This window comes from Bacteroides sp. 41_26 (genome assembly GCF_949740115.1).
Classification (GTDB): Bacteria; Bacteroidota; Bacteroidia; order Bacteroidales; family Bacteroidaceae; genus Bacteroides; species Bacteroides nordii.
This window is the reverse complement of the sequence record NZ_CATJGZ010000070.1, coordinates 1-18,583: the sequence shown is the minus strand read 5'-3', so window position 1 is coordinate 18,583 and position 18,583 is coordinate 1. Positions and strand designations below refer to the sequence as shown.

At 41.3% G+C, this 18,583-nt stretch carries 20 protein-coding genes; 10 read left to right on the top strand and 10 right to left on the bottom strand.

Annotation, left to right across the window (positions count from 1 at the left end; genetic code table 11):
• Positions 1 to 67: 67 nt before the first annotated feature.
• From QX565_RS09735 to bioD, 4 genes are all read left to right on the top strand, one after another.
• On the top strand, positions 68 to 1,240 hold the full coding sequence (locus QX565_RS09735) for an 8-amino-7-oxononanoate synthase (RefSeq protein WP_289292668.1): 1,173 nt from the start codon (positions 68 to 70) through the stop codon (positions 1,238 to 1,240).
• A 337-nt stretch (positions 1,241 to 1,577) separates the two neighbouring features.
• Positions 1,578 to 2,231: a DUF452 family protein gene (locus QX565_RS09730; protein WP_289292667.1), complete on the top strand. Its 654-nt coding sequence runs from the start codon at positions 1,578 to 1,580 to the stop codon at positions 2,229 to 2,231.
• Positions 2,232 to 2,233: 2 nt separating this feature from the next.
• Positions 2,234 to 2,989 (top strand): malonyl-ACP O-methyltransferase BioC, encoded by a 756-nt coding sequence (bioC, locus tag QX565_RS09725; RefSeq protein WP_289292666.1) that lies wholly within the window; start codon positions 2,234 to 2,236, stop codon positions 2,987 to 2,989.
• Positions 2,986 to 3,639, top strand: a complete 654-nt coding sequence (gene bioD, locus QX565_RS09720; protein ID WP_289292665.1) for a dethiobiotin synthase — start codon at positions 2,986 to 2,988, stop codon at positions 3,637 to 3,639. Before bioC ends, bioD begins: the two co-directional genes overlap by 4 nt.
• A gap of 200 nt (positions 3,640 to 3,839) precedes the next feature.
• On the opposite strand, the gene QX565_RS09715 is transcribed toward bioD, so the two are convergent.
• Both QX565_RS09715 and QX565_RS09710 read right to left on the bottom strand, forming a co-directional pair.
• Positions 3,840 to 4,469, bottom strand: coding sequence for a DUF1349 domain-containing protein (locus QX565_RS09715; protein WP_369880842.1), 630 nt, complete (start codon positions 4,467 to 4,469; stop codon positions 3,840 to 3,842).
• Between the two features lie 58 nt (positions 4,470 to 4,527).
• On the bottom strand, positions 4,528 to 5,100 hold the full coding sequence (locus QX565_RS09710) for a sugar O-acetyltransferase (RefSeq protein ID WP_221649437.1): 573 nt from the start codon (positions 5,098 to 5,100) through the stop codon (positions 4,528 to 4,530).
• A gap of 165 nt (positions 5,101 to 5,265) precedes the next feature.
• On the opposite strand from QX565_RS09710, the gene QX565_RS09705 reads away from it, so the two are divergent.
• A complete protein-coding gene (locus QX565_RS09705; protein WP_221649438.1) occupies positions 5,266 to 6,441 on the top strand; it encodes a clostripain-related cysteine peptidase in 1,176 nt (391 codons plus the stop codon).
• Positions 6,442 to 6,708: 267 nt separating this feature from the next.
• Positions 6,709 to 7,191 carry a thioredoxin gene (trxA, locus tag QX565_RS09700; RefSeq protein WP_289292664.1) on the top strand — a complete coding sequence of 161 codons (483 nt, stop codon included), beginning with the start codon at positions 6,709 to 6,711 and terminating at the stop codon, positions 7,189 to 7,191.
• A 113-nt stretch (positions 7,192 to 7,304) separates the two neighbouring features.
• Here trxA and QX565_RS09695 read toward each other — a convergent pair whose 3' ends face one another.
• From QX565_RS09695 to QX565_RS09660, 8 genes are all read right to left on the bottom strand, one after another.
• Positions 7,305 to 9,494 carry a glycosyltransferase gene (locus QX565_RS09695; protein ID WP_289292663.1) on the bottom strand — a complete coding sequence of 730 codons (2,190 nt, stop codon included), beginning with the start codon at positions 9,492 to 9,494 and terminating at the stop codon, positions 7,305 to 7,307.
• Entirely contained in the window at positions 9,491 to 10,522 is a 1,032-nt protein-coding gene (locus QX565_RS09690) for a glycoside hydrolase family 130 protein (RefSeq protein ID WP_289292662.1), read from the bottom strand. Before QX565_RS09690 ends, QX565_RS09695 begins: the two co-directional genes overlap by 4 nt.
• Entirely contained in the window at positions 10,522 to 10,656 is a 135-nt protein-coding gene (locus QX565_RS09685; RefSeq protein ID WP_255585496.1) for a hypothetical protein, read from the bottom strand. The genes QX565_RS09690 and QX565_RS09685 overlap by 1 nt, the downstream gene beginning before the upstream one ends.
• A gap of 319 nt (positions 10,657 to 10,975) precedes the next feature.
• Positions 10,976 to 11,140 carry a hypothetical protein gene (locus QX565_RS09680; RefSeq protein WP_289292686.1) on the bottom strand — a complete coding sequence of 55 codons (165 nt, stop codon included), beginning with the start codon at positions 11,138 to 11,140 and terminating at the stop codon, positions 10,976 to 10,978.
• 126 nt (positions 11,141 to 11,266) lie between these two features.
• Positions 11,267 to 11,986: a LytR/AlgR family response regulator transcription factor gene (locus QX565_RS09675; RefSeq protein WP_289292661.1), complete on the bottom strand. Its 720-nt coding sequence runs from the start codon at positions 11,984 to 11,986 to the stop codon at positions 11,267 to 11,269.
• The gene (locus tag QX565_RS09670; RefSeq protein WP_221649444.1) at positions 11,983 to 12,894 is read right to left on the bottom strand and encodes a sensor histidine kinase; all 912 of its coding nucleotides are present in this window, start codon (positions 12,892 to 12,894) and stop codon (positions 11,983 to 11,985) included. The genes QX565_RS09675 and QX565_RS09670 overlap by 4 nt, the downstream gene beginning before the upstream one ends.
• Positions 12,879 to 13,574, bottom strand: coding sequence for a sensor histidine kinase (locus QX565_RS09665; RefSeq protein ID WP_221649445.1), 696 nt, complete (start codon positions 13,572 to 13,574; stop codon positions 12,879 to 12,881). The genes QX565_RS09670 and QX565_RS09665 overlap by 16 nt, the downstream gene beginning before the upstream one ends.
• Before the next feature lie 29 nt (positions 13,575 to 13,603).
• Entirely contained in the window at positions 13,604 to 13,954 is a 351-nt protein-coding gene (locus QX565_RS09660) for a peptidase associated/transthyretin-like domain-containing protein (RefSeq protein WP_221649446.1), read from the bottom strand.
• A gap of 204 nt (positions 13,955 to 14,158) precedes the next feature.
• Here QX565_RS09660 and QX565_RS09655 point away from each other — a divergent pair, with 204 nt between their 5' ends.
• From QX565_RS09655 to QX565_RS09640, 4 genes are all read left to right on the top strand, one after another.
• On the top strand, positions 14,159 to 15,058 hold the full coding sequence (locus QX565_RS09655) for a hypothetical protein (RefSeq protein WP_255585498.1): 900 nt from the start codon (positions 14,159 to 14,161) through the stop codon (positions 15,056 to 15,058).
• A 153-nt stretch (positions 15,059 to 15,211) separates the two neighbouring features.
• A complete protein-coding gene (locus tag QX565_RS09650; protein WP_289292660.1) occupies positions 15,212 to 16,222 on the top strand; it encodes an AI-2E family transporter in 1,011 nt (336 codons plus the stop codon).
• Between the two features lie 70 nt (positions 16,223 to 16,292).
• Positions 16,293 to 17,465 (top strand): glycosyltransferase, encoded by a 1,173-nt coding sequence (locus QX565_RS09645; RefSeq protein WP_289292659.1) that lies wholly within the window; start codon positions 16,293 to 16,295, stop codon positions 17,463 to 17,465.
• A 29-nt stretch (positions 17,466 to 17,494) separates the two neighbouring features.
• Entirely contained in the window at positions 17,495 to 18,427 is a 933-nt protein-coding gene (locus QX565_RS09640) for an endonuclease/exonuclease/phosphatase family protein (RefSeq protein WP_289292658.1), read from the top strand.
• Positions 18,428 to 18,583: the final 156 nt, after the last annotated feature.

The following is an 18,583-nucleotide window of genomic DNA, read 5'->3' as shown; positions in this document are numbered from 1 at the left end:
TTAGGCGAGTCATTTCTACTTGACTACTTGACTACTTACTACTAATTAATAAATAAGTTAAAGAATTATGACCACCATCGAACAGATGCAACAAGAGTTGCAGGAACTGAAAGAGAAAAGCAATCTACGAAAGCTTCCTGCCATTACACACGAAGGCAGAAACGTTATTGTAGACGGGCGACGGATGCTGAACCTCTCTTCAAACGACTATTTAGGATTGGCAAACGATAGGAAACTGCGCCAGGAGTTCCGGGAAACCCTGACCACGGAGACTTTTCTGCCCACCTCTTCCTCTTCACGTCTGCTGACGGGGAACTTCAGTATTTATGATCGGTTGGAGCAGCAACTTGCCGATAGCTTCGGCACCGAAGCGGCATTGACATTCAACAGCGGATATCATGCCAATACAGGTATCCTGCCGGCAGTAAGCAATACGCACACGCTCATCTTAGCAGACAAACTGGTACATGCCAGCCTGATAGACGGCATACGCCTATCGGCAGCAAAATGTATCCGGTACCGCCACAATGAATACAACCAGTTGGAACGTCTTTTACAGGTGAATCATTCGGAATACGAACGCATTATCGTCGTCACCGAAAGTATCTTTAGTATGGATGGTGACGAAGCCGATCTCCGGGAACTGGTTCGTTTGAAAAAACAATATCCCAATGTACTGTTGTATGTAGATGAGGCTCATGCCTTCGGAGTACGCGGACAGAGAGGACTGGGATGTGCAGAAGAGCAGGATTGCATCAACGATATCGACTTTCTGGTAGGTACATTCGGTAAGGCACTGGCTTCGGCAGGAGCCTATATCGTCTGCCGGAAAGTGATACGGGAATACCTTATTAACAAGATGCGTACTTTCATCTTCACCACGGCATTGCCTCCGGTGACAGTACAGTGGACTTCCTTCATGCTGGAACGTCTGGCAGGCTTCCGGCAAAGACGTGAAACCCTGCGGTTCCTTAGTAATCAACTCAGGGAAGCCCTGAAAAACAAAGGATATGACTGCCCTTCAACCAGTCACATCGTGCCGTTGATAACAGGAGAAAGCTGTGTGGCCATCCGGAAGGCGGAAGAACTACAACGCAAAGGATTCTATGCTTTGCCCGTACGCCCGCCTACGGTACCGGAAGGCACCTCACGTATCCGGTTCTCGCTGACGGCAGAGATCAGAGAAAGTGAAATGGAGAAATTAATAAATGAAATATCAAAAGTCGAAGAACCTGTTTAAATTTTCCTCAAAAGAAGATACTAAGATGCCAACCGTTACTTCCGTTTTGTCTGAATATATAAGTTTAAACAATATGGAATCCACCTCAAGCAGAGTCGCATTATTTTACATACAGTTTTCTCCCCAAGCCGTACGCCTTGCCCGGCTCCGGGGAGGAGGTAGCCCGGCTCCGGGGAAGAGCTTCTTCGGCTCCGGGGAACAGGCTGTTCGGCTCCGGGGAGAAAAGCGTTCCGTAAGCCCTTTAATAATCAGTGCTTTACAAAGACAGACTTTAGTATTCCGAGCAGTGCAACAATAGTAATATTACACAACATTATTTTAAGTATCACATCTACCTATGAACCAATATATCCATACGTCAACGAATCAGAAACGAGATCGCCTTCTCCTGTTCTTCGCAGGCTGGGGAATGGATGAACGCCCTTTCATACAATATACACCCCGTGAAAGCGATTTTATGATTTGCTACGATTATCATACACTCGATTTCGACACTTCCCCGACAGCCCGTTACTCCCATATCGACGTTGTGGCATGGTCTATGGGGGTCTGGGCGGCCTCACAAGTACTCTCACGCATTGCACTTCCCGTCAACAGCAGTGTCGCGATCAACGGCACCCCCTTCCCTATCGACGAGAAACGGGGTATTCCTCCTGCCATTTTCAAAGGAACATTAGAGGGTTTGAACGAAGCATCCCTTCGGAAATTCCAGCGCCGGATGTGCGCCAATGGAAGTGCTTTTGACAGCTTCCGCCACATTGCCCCCCAACGGTCAGCAGAAGACCTGAAAGAGGAACTCGCCGCCATCGCCCGGCAATATCGGGCACTTCCTCCTGCCAGCTTCTCCTGGAAGAAAGCCATCATCGGTGAAAACGACCGTATCTTCCCTCCCGCCAATCAACATACTGCCTGGGAAGAGACTTCCGCTTCCATCCTCCATGGTAACGAAGCTCATTATGACGAACCACTCTTTACACAATACCTGAAATGAATATGGACAAGAATCTGATAGCCGAACGCTTCTCTAAAGCAATCGGTACTTATACGCGGGAAGCAAATATACAGCAACAGATAGCCGAAAAAATGATTCGCCTCTTACAGCAATATCTCCCTCCAACTCCGTTGGGGAAAGTGGTAGAATTTGGTTGCGGCACAGGCAATTACTCCCGGCTGCTCTATCATACCCTGCAACCGAAACAGCTTCTCCTGAATGATATCTGCCACAACATGCAGACCTGCTGTGAAGACCTGCTCAATCAGGGCGTAGCCTTCCTTGCCGGAGATGCCGAAACACTCGCATTTCCCGAAGATACGGAACTTATCACCTCCTGTTCTACCCTTCAATGGTTTGAAAACCCGGAACACTTTTTTCACCGTTGTACGAACTATCTGAGTAGAAACGGGTATTTCGCTTTCACCACTTTCGGGCAAAAGAACATGGAAGAGATACGCAGTGTCACCGGACACGGACTTACCTACCGTTCGCTCCACGACCTGAAGGCTTCGCTCGCTCCTATGTACGATATCATTTATGCAGAAGAAGAGGTAGTCCCCCGTACCTTTACCACTCCGCTGCAAGTGCTCTATCATCTGAAAGAAACAGGAGTTACGGGTATCGGTAAACACCATTGGACACGGCGCGAACTAAACCGCTTCTGCGAGGACTATCCCCGTCAATCCGGTAACAACCGCTCCGTGACACTTACTTATCACCCTATTTATATTATCGCAAAAAAGAAGAAACAATGAAACAGAATGTATTTTTTGTATCCGGCATTGACACTGATGCCGGAAAGAGCTATGCCACCGGTTTCCTGGCCCGCGAACTCAATAAGAACGGAAAGCGTACTATTACCCAGAAATTTATTCAGACCGGCAATGTAGGTTATTCCGAAGATATTGACCTGCACCGCCGTATCATGGGAGTTCCTCACACCGAAGAAGATCATGAAGGACTCACTATGCCGGAGATTTTCTCCTATCCGGCTTCGCCGCATCTTGCCTCGCAATTGGACAAGCGCCCCATAAACTTCAACAAGATGGAACAAGCCACCGCCGAACTCAGCCGCCGTTATGACATCGTTCTGCTCGAAGGTGCCGGCGGACTGATGGTGCCGTTGACCGAAGAGTTGCTGACTATCGACTATGTAGCCCAAAAGGGTTACCCGCTCATTTTTGTAACCTCCGGCAAGTTGGGAAGCATCAACCACACATTACTCAGCTTTGAAGCCATACGTAACCGGGGGATCCGTCTTGATACTGTGATGTATAATCTGTATCCCACAGTAGAAGATAAAACAATACAAGAGGATACGCAAAGCTTTATCAGAAAGTATATGGAGAAATACTTCCCGGACACCCGGTTTATACTTGTGCCGGAAATAAAGCTCCGGAAATAAAATATCTTCTATGGCAACGGACGAAACGGACAATACGGATGACAACGGATCTTTTTATTCTATTTACTGATAATCAGTGAAAAAGAAGATTCGATCCGCCGTCATCCGCATTATCCGTTTCATCCTGTGTGCCGATGAAAACACAGCACAATATTAGCTCAGTTGCTCCGTGCTACTCTGCAGTGGAGTCTATTAAAGTTTTACTTTTGCTTCTTTGCCCATTCCAACCGACGTGTATCAGGCAATTGTTTCACCTGAAAATCTTCAAAGATAGCTTCAAATCCCGTACCATCAGGACATGCTCCCATTAATCCCACCATTACCGGGCAGTTATCCTGCAGCCAACAGGTACGCATCATCGTATACTTCTTATCATCCAATGAGAAGAATATTTCTACGGCATCCAGCTTTCTGACAGCTTTTATCCAGATAGAACGAGGAGCTTTATCCAACTCTACCACACTCCAGTCACTTGTTTTATGTGTCACCACAGCACTTACATTCTGTTTACCATTCACATACTCCACACCTGCTTTTATCCAGTTCTCATGATCCACACGAATCATCAGTCCCATTTGGTCAAAAGTAGTCACATAGTTTCCCGTTATTTTAACTTTCGCTTCAAACTCCCCACCGTAAAGAGCATAGTAAAAAGGTGCATCATCTACTGTAAAACCATAATGGGATATTCTCCAATAATCCGTTTTCGGAGGGACTATCATTGAGAAAGTACGTGCATCCCGTATCTCCCATTTATCAGGTTCATTAAACCAATTCATCTTTTCAAGACTTTGTGCCATAATTGTTTGATATTGCACAGCAAATGTCATAAACAGACCAGCTGCAAGTAAAAAATGTTTCTTCATATTCCGTTTTATCTAAAGTATTTTATTTCCGTTCGTCTTCGGTAAGTTCCCGAATCACTTTACAGGGATTTCCCACAGCAACGACATTGGCAGGAATGTTCTTTGTCACCACACTTCCGGCACCTATTATGCTATTATCACCAATCGAAACTCCCGGAAGTATCACTACATTACCACCAATCCACACATTATGCCCTATTGCTACCGGACAGGCATACTCCCAACCGGCTATGCGCCGTGTCACATTTACAGCATGTCCTGCCGTATAAATACTCACATTAGGAGCCAACAGTACATTATCTCCAAAGGTCACCAAAGCCTCATCTAATATCGTACATCCCATATTGGCATAAAAATTCTCGCCGACACGAATATTATAGCCATAATCGCAACGGAAGGGTTGTTCGACCAGCAATTGCTTTCCGGTTGCACCCAAGAATTGCTTCAGTATTTCAGTACGTCTTTCCATGTCCGACGGACGCAAATTGTTGTATTCAAACAAAACGTCTTTTGCCCGGGCACGATCTTCTACCAACTCGTCACAGAAAGCCAGATAGGGTTCACCTGCCAGCATTTTTTCTTTATCTGTTTTCATTTCTTTATACTTCGTGATTTGTGGGAAACTTGTATAGGAACAGCAAATATAAATGAATAAATAGAATAGTAACCCACATTCCCTCCCTATATTTTCCTTATTAGAGAAATATTTCTTACGTTTGTATCTGAAAGACAAATGTATTGTTATAAAAAGAAGAAGATAATGACCTGCCCACTGAAAGTAATGAAACGTTTTTTGCTCCTTATACTGTTAATCATTCCCTTGGCATTTACATCATGCGAACAGGAGGATTGGCCTGTCAAAACGGATCAGACCGTACTCATGTATCTTCCATGGTCCAGCAATCTTAAATCTTACTTCGAAACCAATATATCGGACTTTGAGAGTGTAGTACAACGAAACATACTCAAGAACGAAAGGGTTGTAGTATTCTTCTGTACTTCGCCCACTGAAGCAGTACTCTTTGAGTTGGCATATGATAATGGCAAATGCATACGCAAACCCCTGAAAATTTATCATAACCCCGCTTTCACTACGGCCACAGGCATTACTTCCATTCTGAATGATGTTAAAACCCTCGCTCCTGCCAACCGCTATGCCATGACAATCGGTTGTCACGGAATGGGATGGATTCCTGTACCAACCACACAGGCGCGAAGTATAGGCCAAAAGAAACACTGGGAATATGAAGGCGTACCTATGACACGCTATTTCGGTGGATTAAGTCCTGAATATCAGACTAACACCACCACTCTTGCAGAAGGGATTGCAAATGCCGGAATAAAAATGGAGTATATTCTCTTTGATGACTGCTACATGGCTTCTGTAGAAGTTGCCTATGATCTGAAAGAAGTTACCGACTATCTGATTGCTTCCCCTTGTGAGATTATGGCTTACGGTATGCCTTATGCTGAGATTGGTCCGCATCTGTTGGGTAAAGTCGATTATGAAAGCATATGTGATGCATTTTACGAGTTCTATAAGAACTACGAAGAAATGCCTTGCGGGACAATCGGAGTAACGGTATGTTCCGAGTTGGAAAATTTAGCTGTTACAATGAAAGAGATAAATAACCAATATACTCTTCCTTCCTCTTCATTATATACCATACAGACAATGGACGGGTATACCCCCACCCTCTTTTTCGACTGTGGGGACTATGTAGCAAAACTCTGTACAGACGCCGGCCTATTGGCACGATTTGAAGAACAACTGGAACGCACTATCCCCTATAAAAGGCATACCGATTATTATTACACCATGAACAAGGGAAAGATTAAAATCAATACATTCTCCGGTGCAACAATCTCAGATCCAAGTACTAACCCTTATGCCACTGAAAAATATCAGACTGCGTGGTACAAAGCGACTCATTAGTCTTTTTTATATACATAAATAGTTTATAAGCGTTTATAATCCCCACCTCAAAACGTTTACGTATGCTTTTAAAACTATTACTCAATTCTGATGAAATATCCTACAAGAGTCTGGTGGAAGTAAAATAACAGGATAATTCTTGAGAAAAGTTTTTATGAAGAGCGTTAAAAGGGAAAAATCGCCAAACATTTCAGCTAAATTGTCATTTATATATATGTTTGACAGCACTATCTTTGCAACAGTAAAAACAATAAAAAAAGGAAGTATATGAAATCAATTAAAACCTTAACTGCAATTTTTGCCCTCACACTGACTTTTATAGCAACAGCCTGTGCAGGTAATAAAGACAATAAAAGTGCTAATTTTCAAAAAGAACAAAGCAATATGGAAGTAATAGCATTAACTAAAGCAGACTTTTTAAAAAAAGTATATAATTACGAAGCCAATCCCAATGAGTGGAAATTTGAAGGCAATCGTCCTGCGATCATCGATTTTTACGCGACATGGTGTGGTCCTTGTAAAGCAATGGCACCCATTTTGGATAATATAAGTAAAGACTATGCCGGGAAAATAGATGTATATAAAATAGATGTGGATAAAGAGTCTGAACTCGCCGGAACATTCGGTATCCAAAGTATCCCCACCTTATTAATGATTCCAGTAAAAGGAGAACCAAAAATTTTACAAGGAGCAATGCCCAAAGATCAGCTGATTAAAATAGTAGACGAGTTTCTATTAGAAAAGAAATAAAAAATGGAAGCTATATAGAAATAATCATCTGTAAATAAAAACGCCCATATATAGTGCCTCGTTAAAATATATTATAATGAGGCACCATATATATGGTAACAGAGCATTACTCCTCACTCCAAAGACATCCTTGCCATGAGATAGCAAGTAGTAGATTCGGCTCCCTGATTCAAGTTAACATTATTCTCTTCCAACCCGTCATAACAGCCTCCTGTAGCAGGATTGTAAACTATCTGATGCAGTTGATTGTGCCCCAAAAACCAATTAAAGGCAATTCGCTGTCTAATTAGGTATTCTTCTTCCGGAAATACCCGATAAAAAACAGATAATGCAATGACACACCCTGCCACATCCACCGGCTGTTCACCATATTTATGGCATTCCTTTTCCTTATGCATCCAGCCCTGGTTGGAAACTACCCGGATATGATCTTCAGGAAATAGTTTCTCCAATAAAAAATCGAACGACTTTCGTGCTATCGTCTTATATGTGTCGTCTTCCGTTGCCAGATAAGCCAGTAACATCGCCTCGGGCAGAATACTGTTATCATAAGTGAGGTAAGTCTCAAACCAGTTCCATTTGCCCTTTGCCGTCAACCGGTAACACCGAGCCAGCTTATCTGCCGATAACCGGATCAGTTCTTGTACCTCATCAGAGGGGTACATCAGGTTATAATAATACAAACCTTTGAGTGCAAAAGCTATGCTACGGAGAGACTTCATCCATCTGATTTGCTGAAAAGTATTTTGAAGCACTACCCGAGCTTCTTCTACCCAAGAGTCCGGAAAAAGCCTGCCATAAAAAATAAAGTATCCCAGTGCCCAAATACCCCGGCCATTGGAATCTTCAAGTCCTACCACTTTATTCTGATTTGTGAAGGTATGATTCTTATCTATATAATTCAGAAAAGAACCATCCGGTTGCTGGCAGTAGCAGATAAGTTCAAGATAAGTTTTAATATACCGAGTACAAGATCCGTTTATCCCGGAAGCGACAATCTGGCACAGTGCAATCAACGCACGCGCATTGTCGTCCAGTGTATAACCCGTTTTTAAATCGGGACGGTTTCCCTTTGCAAATTGTACAATTCCCCACTGACGGGTCATCCGCAATATATGACGAATATTAATCGGCGGCAAAGAGTAGACAAGAGGTTCTCTCTCTTTTTCACCGATAGTACGAAATAATAAAGCATAGGCAATGGCTGAGTTTTCCCAGGCAGTACCGGCTGTTTTTTGCAAGCCGGCAATCTGCATCTCCGAACGCGATGCCTCATCGGCAAGCAAACGATTAACCGCAATGGCCAGTTGAGCAGAATCTTTGAAATCGAAGATGACACCGGATTCATCACTCAACAATTCCAGTGCGTGCGGTATAGGCGTAGCCACAATAGGGCATCCGCAACTCAGTGCATAAACAAAAGTGCCGCTTACCGCCTGGCAAGGATCGCTGGAGGTGAAGAGATAAATATCAGTAAGTTGCAGATATTCCAATAGTACCGGAAGCTCAAGATAGCAATTGACAAACCGGACATACTCTTCCAGTTCCAGATTGGCAACCTGCGCTTTAAGCATTTCACGATATGCCTCTCCTTCTGCCTTAAGCACCATAGGATGTGTTTTCCCTATGATGAGAAACAATACAGTGGGATTCTTTTTCACAATCTCCGGCAGGGCTTTCAGCGTAGTTTCAACACTCTTTCCGGCACTCAGCAGACCAAAGGTAGAGAGTATCCTCCTACCGGAAACATAATATATTTCCTTTAATTTCTTCTTATCGCGAAGTGAAACCAAATGAGTACCATGGGGGATAACTGTCAGCTTCCCGGTAGGAACATGGTATTCTCTTTCAAGAATACTATAAGAAGTATACGTCATCACCACAAGAGAATCACAGGCAACCGCCATACGCCCTATATAGGCGTACAACCCAGAAGAAGGATGGGATAGCACCGTATGGAAAATTAAAACTACCGGTTTACACAATTGTTCCAACAATTGCAGGAAGGCCATTCTATTCTCATGAAACAGTCCGAACTCATGTTGTACAAGTATCATCTCCACTTCCCGCTCTGTATTCAGTTGTACAGCAAGTGCACCAAAGGCAGCAGCGTCTGATGTATCCAACGTATATTCCACCTCTTTTGAATAAACATGCTTTTCTGTATCGGATTCTACCGCACACACTTTTATAGAATAAGAATCACCAAATTTAGTCATTATATTCCGAATCAGGTCTTGTGCAAAAGTAGCAATACCACATTCACGAGGAGGATAAGTAGTTATGCATATTATCTTTTTCATTTAATTTGACTTATTAACTCATTCAATAACTCAGTCAGTTGTACCGACACACAAGCCACTTGTTTATCAGCCGCTCCATAGTAGATATAAAGTGTATCGCCAAACGAAGCTGTACCCGTAGGGAAACACACCCGGCTGACTACACCGGAAAGTTCATATCCGATTGTAGGAGAAAATAAAGGATACGGCAAGCGTGCCAGTTCAACGGACGGATCGTTTATATCCAGCAAGGCAGCACAAGCAGAGTACACATATCCGGCAGGAGTATCATATACACTGTGGTATATCAGCAGCCAGCCGACAGGTGTTTCTATGGGAGGACATCCTGCACCAATATAACTTGACTCATGCTCATAGAGAGGAGCCAGCAATATATGAGATGCAAAATTCAAGAAGTATTGTTTCCAGAAGGCTACAGTAAGTTCTTCCAATTGCTCTACAGCTACAAACTGGATGTCGGGACGGATCCGGTGCATAAAATAAAACTTCCCGTTTATCTTACGGGGGAAAAACACCAAATTTTTATCCATTAGATACAAAGGTTTCCCTTTGTCATTTACGGCTTCCCGTTTGTTATAGGAACGATAATACTTGGCTATAACAGCCGGTTGCGAACGAAGTAACTCCTTAAAACGAGGATACGTAATCTGAGAAGTGAGAACTCCTTTTTTCTCAAAATGTTTTAGGTCAGAAGAGACAGCCCAAGCACCTACAGCACTGAAACCGTCATAAGCTGTATAGGTTAAATAATAAATGTCTTCAATCTGTACGATACGGGGATCTTCCACCCCCTGACATTCATACGGAAACTCAGGCACCAGCAATGGAACTGTATTCCTTTCTACCACCTTCAAGGGGCCCTCAAGACGACAGTAACCAATGGTGGAATGATTACCCTCTCTCACGGCACGATAGAACATATGTACCGTATTTCCTTCGGCAATTACTGCCGGATTCATCACACTTTCATTTTCAAACTCAAGAGAAGTCGTTTCAAGTATTACGCCTTCCCTTTTGATTTTTACCATTAAGTTTTGGGCATTACGAACGTTTTGCTTTCACTCTTACTTTGTTTCTCTCTCTGATACTCAGTCAGAACTTTTGAGCCTGCTTTGTCTGACTTCTCTTTCTTGGCTTCTTTTTTTCTTTCTTTACCTTTCATGATTCATTTTTTTAGAATAGTTTATACTGAGGCGGGATAAAATAGGCGGGAGTCTATTCTTCATATCCTGCAAGATACGGTGATTAAAACAGTAAATACCATAATGTGTTGATTATTGTTCTTTTATAACATTCGTTGGCTGAATTAATCATGGAAGAATGTGAATACATAACAATGGGGTGCTCAGTACCAATACATCTCTCTGCAAAAGATGCACTTCAAAAAAAATAATTCCATCTATAGACCCTAATGTTATTTCCCGCTTTGATCAGGATTCAATGTTTTATAGTATTTAATACGTTCTCCCCAAGGACGGTATTCAAAAGGAAAAACGTGTTGTTGTTCTGCCCATCGGTTCCACTTCTTTTCCAAAGCTCTTACTTTCAATAATATTAGGATATTCCTTGTCCGGAACAGTGCCGGCAACTGTACTACCTCCTATTGAAGACAACAGTAAAGAACTTATCAAAAACTTATTCTTCATAGTATACTATTTTTGTTCTGACAAAATTATGATACTTTACCTGCTTATATGTTCTAATTTAGTTATTTTATTATCCAATATCGTCTAAACGTATCACCTTTTCAAAGAAACAATATACAAACAAACTTATCTGATTCTCTTTCGTAATACAAACTCTTCAAAAAAAGCATCACGGTAACTATTACCGATAGCTATCTCGTTGGATTTAATAAAGATATCGTTATTATCAAAAGAATCAATATGCCGGGTATTAACTATATAAGACTTATTTACCCGAATAAAAGTGTTTTCCGGTAAAAGGTCAAAAACTGCTTTCAGAGTCATGCGGGTAATAATACGCTGGTCGTTAAGTTGTAGAATTACATAGTCTTTTAGCCCTTCAATAAAAAGAATATCAGCAAAGTTCACTTTAAAGTAACGGCGGTCTGCCTTGACAAAGAAGTATTCAGCAGCTTTAATGGTTTCAATAGCCTCTTTTTCTTCTTTCAATAAAAGTAAGTGATAGGAAACGGCTTTGTCAACAGCTTTTCTAAAGCGTTCCGGTTCAATGGGTTTGACAAGATAATCAACAGCATCTACCTCATAACTATCAAGGGCATATTCTGTATAAGCAGTAGTGAAAATAACAAGTGTCTTCCTGGAGATGGTACGGGCAAACTCAATACCGGTAATACCGGGCATCTGAATATCCAGAAAGATAAGATCAACCGAATACTCTTCCATGAAACGGGAAGCAGACACCGCGCTGTTGAAAGTTCCCATAAGATTGAGTACGCCGGTATCTGCAATCAGCAATTCCATCGCCTCTCGCGCCAGTGGTTCATCATCTACAATAATACAATTCATAAATCCAAATATAAAATTACAGTATAGTTTTCTTTGGTTTCTTTTCTCTCTAAAAGATAATGCCCGGGATATAACAAAGTCAATCGGCGACGGATATTTGCAAGTCCGATACCTCCTACCCTACCTTTCTCTTTCACTATAACCGGCTTTGAGTTTTCACACTGAAACTCCAGATGCGCGTCACAAACTTTAAAAGAAACATGAACATAAGAAGGATTCTCACTGTCTGAATTGTGCTTCACTGCATTTTCTACAAAAGGAATAAACAATAAAGGCGGAAGCCAGACAGAATCGATGTCTCCCTCTTGGATAAGGGTATACTCAAACTTGTCACGACGTATCTTTTCAAGATTCAGATAATCATTCAAAAAACGAATATCAGAGCTAAGAGAAACATTCTCACGAGAGCTATCATTCATCTGATAACGCAATAAATCCTCCAATTTAAAAAGTATCCAATGCCGAAATAGCATAATAGCAGCCGTACCGGCAGTAATAAAACCAATTGTGAGAATTCCGGAAAAAGCATTGACGAACATAGCAAAACTACCGGGATACTGACTGGGCATCGCAGAAGCATATAGTATATCCTGATAAACAACCGTGATAAGTATAGCAAGAAAAATCACTCCCAGGACCGTGAGCAAATAAAGTCCTAAGCGATTCTTTTGCAAAAATCGGGGAACCAGCCAATATATGTTAGTATAAATTACAAAATCGATTGTAGCCCAATAAATAACCCATCCCAATAAACGATGCAGGATCGTAAGAGACTGCAAAGGTTCGTACCAAAGTACATTTACGGTTATCAGTAAAACCACAAGCTGTAGTAGCAGATGCCGGTAAAGCCTACAACGAGGACCTAACAAGAAATCGGAAACAACCCCATCATCTATTTTCTTCTCCATACCTCACCTCCTCTCAACTCCAGATGAATATTTTCCTTTTCTAATTGCAGATCATAATACTGCCCGTATTGGAGATCAAGCCTTTGTCTGATTCGCTCTAATCCTCGTTCGTCACCTACAAAGAAATCAATGCCCGGACAGGAACAGACAAATATAATATCGTCGACATCAGCCTTCAGACGGATATGTACAGATATAAATGAAATGCCCTGTTCACACATCTGCTCTACCGCATATTGCACAAAAGGAATGAAAAGCAAAGGAAGAACAAAGGTACAATTCACATCTCCATCCGAAGAGAGGCTATACTCAAACCGCTCCGAACTTAATTGTTCCAACGTCAGATAATTAGTGAGAAAACTTATTTCACTTCCAAGCAGCACCTTTTCTCTACTGCAATCATACAGCTGATAACGTAGTAATTGGCTAAGTTTCATTAACATCTTTGAAGCTTTGATCGGATCAGTAAGAGCCAGATGCCCCGAACGGTTTAATATTTTAAATAAAAGTGAGGGGCTGACTTGTTCTTTCAGTTGTTCTACCTCTGATAAAACATGTGCTTTCTCCAACTGTGCAATACGCTGATTATTAACTATCCATAGTTTCAATAAAACAGTCATAGAACCTCCTACCATACAAAGTGTAGTCATCAAGAGTGCAGAAATATAATCTATCAACATGATTACAGTAAAAAAGGGTTGTGACGCTTTTATTTGTGGCCAAAAAGAATAAACAATGTATTCTTGAAATCACTTACAGTACCCATCTCCGGTTTATCTGTCAATTGAACCGTAGCATAAGGAATGGGATGACGGGATGCACCATCAATAACTATTCCACGGATGATCTGTACAGGAGCCCGCATTGCCTTCTCCTGACCAAACACACAAACAGACACCAATAAAGCTATTCCTAATAAAATCCAGCTGCCACTCCGTCGAAGTTTCTGTGATAATTCATCACTTACAACCTTTTTTAAAGATTTCAACATCCGGCTACAATCGTCTACATTCATATCAGACTGTGTGGACATAGCCGCCAGTAATTCTGTCTTATTCATTCTTTTTGTTTTTTTAATTCTGCTGCGAAGGTAAAGCAAGATAAAAACTGATCTTCGGAAATGAGACATACAGTGTTATTTTGTAGACAAGGAGAGAATGTCAAGAGACATTAGAATCAACATATATGAATATTTTTTCTTTTATCAATTGGATATAGAACAAAAATATTTAACTTTACCCACAAGACAAGCCAAACAGTATATATGGAAAAACTAAATACATTAAAGCAATATGTATTGCCATTCATACGTGTCAACACGTTAATGACAGGCAGCTGGATCATTCTGGTAACTCTGTTCAGAATGAGTGGATTGGAAATTCCCTCAAGTTTATCGAAACAATATGGGACTCTCATTTTATTTGGGATCAGTGCACTCATCAGCTTCTTATGGATTTACTGTCCTCACTTCAAAGAATTGTACCGTAACTCGGAAAAGAATGACAACATCGGATTACCTGTAGGCTCATTGGGAATGGCAATCTGTATGCTTATGTTTGCAGAGACACAATATTCTCATGCAGCCATAGCATATTTTACATCAATAGCCGCATTTATCCTCTTTCTGTACTGGGACTTATACAAAATGAGACTAAGGAAACAAAAAAGACAAACAGAAAGAACACGAAGAAACTGTATACTCACACAGAATAAAGTATCCAATAACAAAATAATATTAGTAGAGAAGGTGGATAGCAACGAAATTGAAACATTAGTAAAAGATTTCTGCGCCATGTATAATAAAGAAAAGGACAGAGCTATTATCAAGATACAAAAATTCACTAACAAAGCGCATGTACTAAGCTTTCCTTACGATATTGATTTCGATACCTATTGCTATCTTTTCAACTATATAACTTATCCGCTGAATATAAAAAACAGACCGTTTGTCACCGGCTGGTATCCTGTTTCTAAAGAGGAAGAAAGTATGTTTTATATTCCCTTTAATGAAAGAGAAAAAGACAATGTCTATTATGTAACCCCCGAAGGTAAAAACTACAAAGTAGATTTTGGTACAATGAAACCTTTACGAACAGAAAGCGTACAACCTTATGGTCCGCTTCCCACAATGATAGAAGATTGGGTAAAAGCAGATATGGATTGATATCTTCCCCATATCTATAAATGACAGATGGTTAGTATCCCCCTATTTTATTACCACAAACCAGCCGGGAAAACAATATTCGTCATAGAACCTCCATAATCTCAAACCTTTATAGCTCATTTTGCGTTTATATTTATGATAAAACATTAAACTATGAGTACAAAAGAGCAATATTGGAAATTTTCACTTATCGCTATTATTATTGGATTAGGAATCATCCTGTTCAAACAGATCACTCCTTTCCTGGGTGGTCTTCTGGGAGCATTGACTATCTATATTCTTGTTAGAAAACAGATGATGCACCTCACTGAAATACGAAAGATAAAACGAAGCATTTCGGCTCTGTTGATCACTGCCGAAGCTATTTTATGTTTTCTGGTCCCTATTTCACTTACCGTGTGGCTCATAGTCAACAAATTGCAGAATTTCAATCTGGACCCACAATCTATCATTGCTCCCATTGAAGAGATGGCAGGTATTATCAAAGCCAAAACAGGTTATGATGTATTGGGCAGTGATACTGTGTCGTTTATTGTTTCGGCTCTTCCCCGCATCGGGCAAGCTGTAATGGGGGGCATCAGTAGTTTTGCCATCAATCTGTTCGTACTGGTATTCGTACTATATTTCATGTTGATAGGTGGCAGCAGAATGGAAGCCTATATCAACGATATTCTTCCATTCAATGCCACAAATACGAAACATGTGATACATGAAATTAATATGATTGTACGCTCCAATGCCATTGGAATTCCACTTCTTGCAATCATACAAGGAGGAGTGGCTATGATTGGTTATTTCATTTTCGGAGCTCCCGATGCCTTGTTACTTGGTTTCTTAACCTGTTTTGCCACAGTTATCCCAATGGTAGGCACGGCTCTGGTATGGTTTCCTGTAGCTGTATATATGGCAGTTACAGGTGATTGGTTCAATGCCATCGGACTGGCAGCCTACGGAGGCATTATTGTTTCGCAGCTTGATAACCTGATACGTTTCATCCTGCAAAAACGAATGGCAGACATCCATCCGCTCATTACTATTTTCGGAGTAGTCATTGGCCTCTCTCTATTTGGATTCATGGGAGTCATCTTCGGTCCTTTACTTTTATCCTTATTTTTCCTCTTTGTTGATATGTTCAAGCGGGAATATCTGGATGGACGAAAATAACCGAATGGTAAAACAGTGAATCTCCCGAAAAATTGCGTACTTTTGCAAGACCAAAACGACATAAAAATCAATGGAAGCATTTACATTCAATACTTTCGAACTGATTCTACTATCAGCAGCCGGAATTCTTCTCGTGATTCAGTTATTCTATTATCTGGGCATCTATAACCGGATACATACACGAAATATCGCAGATAAAAAAAACGAACTGCACTTTACCAAAGAGCTTCCTCCTCTATCGGTCATTATCTGTGCACGCAATGAATCGTCTAATCTACGCCAGTTTCTGCCTGCTATCCTTGAACAAGACTATCCACAATTTGAAGTGATTGTCATCAACGATGGTTCTACGGATGAAAGCGAAGAAGTACTCTCTGCCTTTGAAGAGAAATATCAACATCTATATCATAGTTTCACTCCGGAAAGTGCCAGGTATATCAGTCGTAAAAAGCTGGCATTAACACTAGGTATCAAAGCGAGTAAATACGATTGGCTGGTATTCACCGAAGCCAACTGTCAACCTACAAGTAACCAATGGTTACGACTAATGGCACGCAATTTTACCCCTCATACCCAGATTGTATTGGGATACAGCGGATACGAACGTGGCAAGGGATGGTTGCATAAACGCATATCATTCGATGCTTTATTTACATCACTGCGTTATCTGGGATTTGCTCTTGCCGGAAAACCATATATGGGACTGGGACGTAATCTGGCATACCGGAAAGAGATGTTTTTCAAAGAAAAAGGATACTCTACCCACCTGAATCTGCAACGGGGCGAAGACGACTTGTTCATTAACCAGATTGCGACTCCTGATAATACACGGGTAGAAACAAATAGCAATGCTGTAATACAGATGCAACCCGTAGAAAGATACAAAGACTGGAAAGAGGAGAAAGTGAGCTATATGGCTACTGCACGTTATTTTAAAGGTGTCCAGCGCTACTTTCTTGGTTTTGAAACCTTCTCACGCCTGTTGTTTTATATCGTTTGTATAGCCGGTATTATATTCGGAATACTAAACCTTCATTGGTTGGCAGCCGGCATTGCTCTATTTATATGGTTAATACGCTATATTACACAAGCCATTGTGATCAATAAGACAGCGACAGAACAAGGAGACAACCGACGCTATTATTTTTCTCTTCCTGTATTTGACCTGTTACAACCCCTTCAGACTCTCAAATTCAAACTCTATCGTTTCTATCGGGGGAAAGGAGACTTCATGAGAAGATAACACAACAAACCTACTTTAAATACATTATTATGAAAAAGAATCTTTTAATTTTAGCCGTCCTGCTCATAGGTTTACTCAGTTGCCAAAGTCAAAAACCGATTGAACACGGAGCATTTACAACAGCATCTTATAACCTTCGTTATGCTAATGAAGGCGACTCTATTGCCGGAAACGGTTGGGGAACGCGCTATCCGGTTATTGCCAAACTCATACAATACCACGACTTCGATATCTTTGGAACACAGGAAGGATACATTCGCCAATTGGAAGATCTGAAAGCGGCATTACCCGGTTATACCTACATTGGTGTAGGCCGTAACGATGGCAAAGAGGCAGGAGAACATTCTGCTATTTTCTACCGTACAGATAAATTTGATCTTCTCAAGAAAGGAGATTTCTGGCTGTCGGAAACACCCGATACAGCAAGTATAGGTTGGGATGCCGTATTACCTCGCATCTGTAGTTGGGGACATTTTAAATGCAAAGATTCCGGATTCGAATTTCTGTTCTTTAACCTCCATATGGATCACATTGGTAAAAAAGCCCGTGTAGAAAGTGCCTTCCTCGTACAAGAGAAGATGAAAGAACTGGGAGCTAATCTCCCTGCTATCCTCACAGGAGATTTTAATGTAGATCAGACACACAGTTCTTACAAAGCATTAACCGAAAAGGGAGTACTTGTTGACTCTTATGAAACAGCAGACTTCCGCTACGCTACCAATGGAACATTCAACAGCTTTGACCCGAATAACTTCACGGAAAGCCGGATAGATCATGTTTTTATATCTCCGCTGTTCAAAGTAAAAAAATACGGGGTACTGACAGATACTTATAGAAGCGCAAAAGCTACAGGAATAGAAAAAGCCAATGCAAAGGATTGTCCGGAAGAGATTTCTATTGAAAGCTACGAGGCACGCACACCCTCTGATCACTTCCCGGTAAAAGTGGAACTGATGTATTAGTGCTTGTGCTTCCCGCACGGGGAGGTGCGACAGGCGATGGATGCAGAGCTATTGAAACGCAGAATTCTAAGACCTGCACAAATATTTGTGCAAGAAAAAACAGTTAAATAAGTTAAATGGGTTGCTATCTAGTGTAGCAGCCTGTTTAACTTTTAT

Bases quoted from the DNA above. Each gene is read 5' to 3' on its own strand.
- QX565_RS09735 (WP_289292668.1), top strand. From the start codon at position 68: ATGACCACCATCGAACAGATGCAACAAGAGTTGCAGGAACTGAAAGAG.
- QX565_RS09730 (WP_289292667.1), top strand. From the start codon at position 1,578: ATGAACCAATATATCCATACGTCAACGAATCAGAAACGAGATCGCCTT.
- bioC (WP_289292666.1), top strand. From the start codon at position 2,234: ATGGACAAGAATCTGATAGCCGAACGCTTCTCTAAAGCAATCGGTACT.
- bioD (WP_289292665.1), top strand. From the start codon at position 2,986: ATGAAACAGAATGTATTTTTTGTATCCGGCATTGACACTGATGCCGGA.
- QX565_RS09715 (WP_369880842.1), bottom strand. From the start codon at position 4,469: ATGACATTTGCTGTGCAATATCAAACAATTATGGCACAAAGTCTTGAA.
- QX565_RS09710 (WP_221649437.1), bottom strand. From the start codon at position 5,100: ATGAAAACAGATAAAGAAAAAATGCTGGCAGGTGAACCCTATCTGGCT.
- QX565_RS09705 (WP_221649438.1), top strand. From the start codon at position 5,266: ATGACCTGCCCACTGAAAGTAATGAAACGTTTTTTGCTCCTTATACTG.
- trxA (WP_289292664.1), top strand. From the start codon at position 6,709: ATGAAATCAATTAAAACCTTAACTGCAATTTTTGCCCTCACACTGACT.
- QX565_RS09695 (WP_289292663.1), bottom strand. From the start codon at position 9,494: ATGAAAAAGATAATATGCATAACTACTTATCCTCCTCGTGAATGTGGT.
- QX565_RS09690 (WP_289292662.1), bottom strand. From the start codon at position 10,522: ATGGTAAAAATCAAAAGGGAAGGCGTAATACTTGAAACGACTTCTCTT.
- QX565_RS09685 (WP_255585496.1), bottom strand. From the start codon at position 10,656: ATGAAAGGTAAAGAAAGAAAAAAAGAAGCCAAGAAAGAGAAGTCAGAC.
- QX565_RS09680 (WP_289292686.1), bottom strand. From the start codon at position 11,140: ATGAAGAATAAGTTTTTGATAAGTTCTTTACTGTTGTCTTCAATAGGA.
- QX565_RS09675 (WP_289292661.1), bottom strand. From the start codon at position 11,986: ATGAATTGTATTATTGTAGATGATGAACCACTGGCGCGAGAGGCGATG.
- QX565_RS09670 (WP_221649444.1), bottom strand. From the start codon at position 12,894: ATGGAGAAGAAAATAGATGATGGGGTTGTTTCCGATTTCTTGTTAGGT.
- QX565_RS09665 (WP_221649445.1), bottom strand. From the start codon at position 13,574: ATGTTGATAGATTATATTTCTGCACTCTTGATGACTACACTTTGTATG.
- QX565_RS09660 (WP_221649446.1), bottom strand. From the start codon at position 13,954: ATGAATAAGACAGAATTACTGGCGGCTATGTCCACACAGTCTGATATG.
- QX565_RS09655 (WP_255585498.1), top strand. From the start codon at position 14,159: ATGGAAAAACTAAATACATTAAAGCAATATGTATTGCCATTCATACGT.
- QX565_RS09650 (WP_289292660.1), top strand. From the start codon at position 15,212: ATGAGTACAAAAGAGCAATATTGGAAATTTTCACTTATCGCTATTATT.
- QX565_RS09645 (WP_289292659.1), top strand. From the start codon at position 16,293: ATGGAAGCATTTACATTCAATACTTTCGAACTGATTCTACTATCAGCA.
- QX565_RS09640 (WP_289292658.1), top strand. From the start codon at position 17,495: ATGAAAAAGAATCTTTTAATTTTAGCCGTCCTGCTCATAGGTTTACTC.